Genomic DNA, 3,087 nt, shown 5'->3' on the forward strand with positions numbered 1-3,087 from the left:
CTCAAGAGTAACAATACGGGAGATATGCTTATGAAATCGAAGCTGCTCTGGGAATCTGACGGCCAGCGGATTTTTGCGGTGGTATTTGATCCACAGGATGAAGTTGCCGCCGGCCTGCAGGCGTTTGCTCGAGAATCACACGCCACCAGCGCTAGTTTTACGGCGATCGGCGCATTGAGCGACGTCACGCTAGGATATTTTGAAATGGAGCGAAAAGACTACAAGCGGATTCAGATTTCCGAGCAAGTCGAAGTACTTTCGCTCGTTGGCAACATCGCGCTACATAGCGATAAGCCAAAAATTCATGCGCATCTTGTTGTCGGCAAACGCGATGGCACGGCCCACGGCGGTCACCTTTTGGAAGCCCATGTGCGTCCTACCCTAGAGGTCATCGTGACAGAAACTCCCCAACATTTGCAGCGCAGACACGATGAAGAAACGGGCTTGGCACTCATCCGAATCGGCAGTATGCGCTAACTTCGCGCCGTTTAGGCATTCAATTTGCATCCCTGATTGGGCGCGTTCTAATAAATTTCTATTTGGGCAGCAGTTTTATGCGCCTGTCAAGAATACCATTGCAAGGGGTGCGGAAAAACGCCAGCGTAAAGGCGGTTCTTCTGGCTGCAGCCATAGCATTATTCTGGTATGCGCGACACGTTGTATTACTAATTTTTGCTGGAATACTTTTCGCATTATTCTTGCAAACCTTGGCCAATTGGTGCAGTTCCTGGTCCCGGTTGAATTACCGCTGGTCGCTGTTATTGACCGGCACAATGTTATTTATTTCGCTGGCGGCGGCGATCTGGTTGTTTGGAAATCGAATCGCCGATCAGGCAGCTCGATTATCTGAAACAGTGCCCGCCTCAATCAATCAACTAGAACGCCAAATGGAACAAACTGAGCAAGGCAAGCTGCTTGTTCAGCAATTCACGAAGATCGGAAGCTGGGTCAGCAGTGATGACGCGGTGAGCCAACTCACCAGCGGCGCCATGACGGCGTTTGACGGCATGGTCGCATTGTTGATTATCGGATTTATCGGTCTGTACGGCGCCATTTCTCCGCAATTGTACACTCGCGGCGCCATAGATCTCCTTCCGCCGGAGCGCCGTGAACGAGTACTGGTGATTTCCAATGAGTTGGCCCATGAACTGCGACATTGGATGCTCGGGCATTTAGCGACCATGGTGATCGTAGGTGTTTTGGCGGCAGTGGGATTGTCACTGTTGAATATTCCGGAAGCCATCGTGCTAGGGCTATTAGCATTCTTTGCGGAACTGATTCCCTACATCGGACCCATTGTTGCATCGCTGCCGGCGATTGTTTTGGGCTGGTCCCAAAGCCCAATGTCCGCTGTTTATGTCACGTTGCTTTATCTCGGAATCCACATCGTCGAAGGCTATCTATTGTTCCCTTGGATCATGCGCCAAGCAATCAAGTTACCGCCAGCGCTTACAATTTGCGGTGTTGTGCTGTTTGCCTTAACCGGTGGCCTGCTGGGGGCGATTCTCGCAACGCCGTTAACGTTGGTATTAATGATTTTGGTAAAAAAGCTGTATGTGGAATCATTTTTGGAGAAAGCCACATCACCATAATCGGTGGCAGGGCTTGGAATTGCGTTTGGTTCAAATACCGAATGGAGGAAATCATGTCTAGCCGAAAATCGCCGAGCCATTATCTTGAAGAATCGCCAACGTCTCCAGGCATCGGCGAGATTCTTGCGCCCCCTGGCGAAAGTCAAACGCAGCGGCCTATAGGGAAAAAGCAACTTCGGCCAATTGGCCATGTGCGTTGGGCGATTGCCGAAGGGTACATTCCATCACAGAGTACGGGTCCCGAGCCTGAAATGACAAGCCATGAAACGGCCTGCCTGTTGAACGCCAGCGATCACGAAGCGAATGTGCGAATAACTATCTTTTTTTCCGATCGCGAGCCCGTGGGGCCTTTCCACCTAAAAGTGCCGCCGCGGCGAACCCAACATGTACGTTTCAACGATCTGACTAATCCTCTGGAAATTCCGCGCGATACCGATTATTCGAGCTTGATCGAATCGGACGTACCCATTGTTGTTCAACACACGCGACTCGATTCCCGTCAATCCGCAAATGCACTAATTTCAACCATTGCCTTCGGCGAGGGCTAGCAATCCCAAACTCTTAGCTTTGGGAAGGCGACAGTGCGTATGCCGGGAAATCCGTATAGCCTTTCGCCCCGGTGGGCGAGGACCAGTCGGACAGCGGCGCTGGTTCTGCCAGCTGCCAGCAGTTTCTAAACCGAGCCACGAGGTCCGGGTTGCTGATAAACGGTCGCCCAAACGAGATCAAGTCGGCGTGCCCCTCGGCAATCGCCTTCTCCGCCGTCTCTTTGGTATAGCCGCAGTTGCCCATGAGCGGACCGTGGAATACCTTGCGGAACTCGGCCAATGTCATCGGCTCGCCGAGCTGGTGAAAACCGAATGCCAGCCCATCTACTATGTGTAGGTATGCCAACCCAAAACGGTCGAGTTCACTAGCAACGAAAGTGAACTGTTCCCGGAAATCCGGCGACCCCATATCGTTGAAAGCCCCGTTCGGAGCTAAATGCACGCCGACCCGCTGGGCGGGCAAGACGGATGTAACGGCTTCCACCACTTCCTTCAGGAAGCGGTAACGATTCTCGATTGTGCCGCCATATTTATCCGTGCGATGATTTGTTTTCGACTGGAGGAACTGGTCGATCAAGTATCCGTTTGCTGCGTGGAGTTCCACGCCGTCGAATCCGGCTTTCTTGGCGCGCTCGGCGGCTTGCCGGTAGTCGTCCACAACCCGTGAAATCTCGGACGTTTCCAGCGCCCGTGGAACTTCGTTCGGCTGCTTGCCAGTGGGCGTATGGATTTCCGGATCGTTATTTTTGATGGCCGATGGTGCGACGGCGGGCTTGCCGCCGTGAAAGCTGCTGTGGGAGGCCCGACCGGTATGCCAAAGCTGGGCGAAAATTGCTCCTCCCTTTTCGTGCATGGCGCCTGTGGTGTGCTTCCATCCTTCGGTCATTTCGTCAGTATAAATGCCCGGCGACTCGCTCCAGCCGTTCGCCTCCTCGGAGATAGTAACG

The 3,087-nt window shown here is 53.1% G+C and carries 4 protein-coding genes; 3 read left to right on the forward strand and 1 reads right to left on the reverse strand.

Annotation, left to right across the window (positions count from 1 at the left end):
* The 3 genes from VFE46_10940 to VFE46_10950 all read left to right on the forward strand — a co-directional run.
* Positions 1 to 477 (forward strand): PPC domain-containing DNA-binding protein (locus VFE46_10940; protein ID HZZ28507.1); only part of this gene is annotated, 477 nt, incomplete at its 5' end.
* A gap of 77 nt (positions 478 to 554) precedes the next feature.
* Positions 555 to 1,592 (forward strand): AI-2E family transporter, encoded by a 1,038-nt coding sequence (locus VFE46_10945; GenBank protein HZZ28508.1) that lies wholly within the window; start codon positions 555 to 557, stop codon positions 1,590 to 1,592.
* Between the two features lie 53 nt (positions 1,593 to 1,645).
* Complete coding sequence (locus tag VFE46_10950) at positions 1,646 to 2,140, forward strand: sensory rhodopsin transducer (protein ID HZZ28509.1); 495 nt, start codon at positions 1,646 to 1,648, stop codon at positions 2,138 to 2,140.
* Between the two features lie 13 nt (positions 2,141 to 2,153).
* Here VFE46_10950 and VFE46_10955 read toward each other — a convergent pair.
* On the reverse strand, positions 2,154 to 3,087 hold a 934-nt coding region (locus tag VFE46_10955), incomplete at its 5' end, for an alkene reductase (GenBank protein ID HZZ28510.1).

The organism is Pirellulales bacterium (assembly GCA_035656635.1).
Taxonomy (GTDB): Bacteria; Planctomycetota; Planctomycetia; order Pirellulales; family JADZDJ01; genus DATJYL01.

Excerpts from the sequence above, each read along its gene's own strand:
- VFE46_10945 (HZZ28508.1), top strand. The coding sequence starts at position 555 with ATGCGCCTGTCAAGAATACCATTGCAAGGGGTGCGGAAAAACGCCAGC.
- VFE46_10950 (HZZ28509.1), top strand. The coding sequence starts at position 1,646 with ATGTCTAGCCGAAAATCGCCGAGCCATTATCTTGAAGAATCGCCAACG.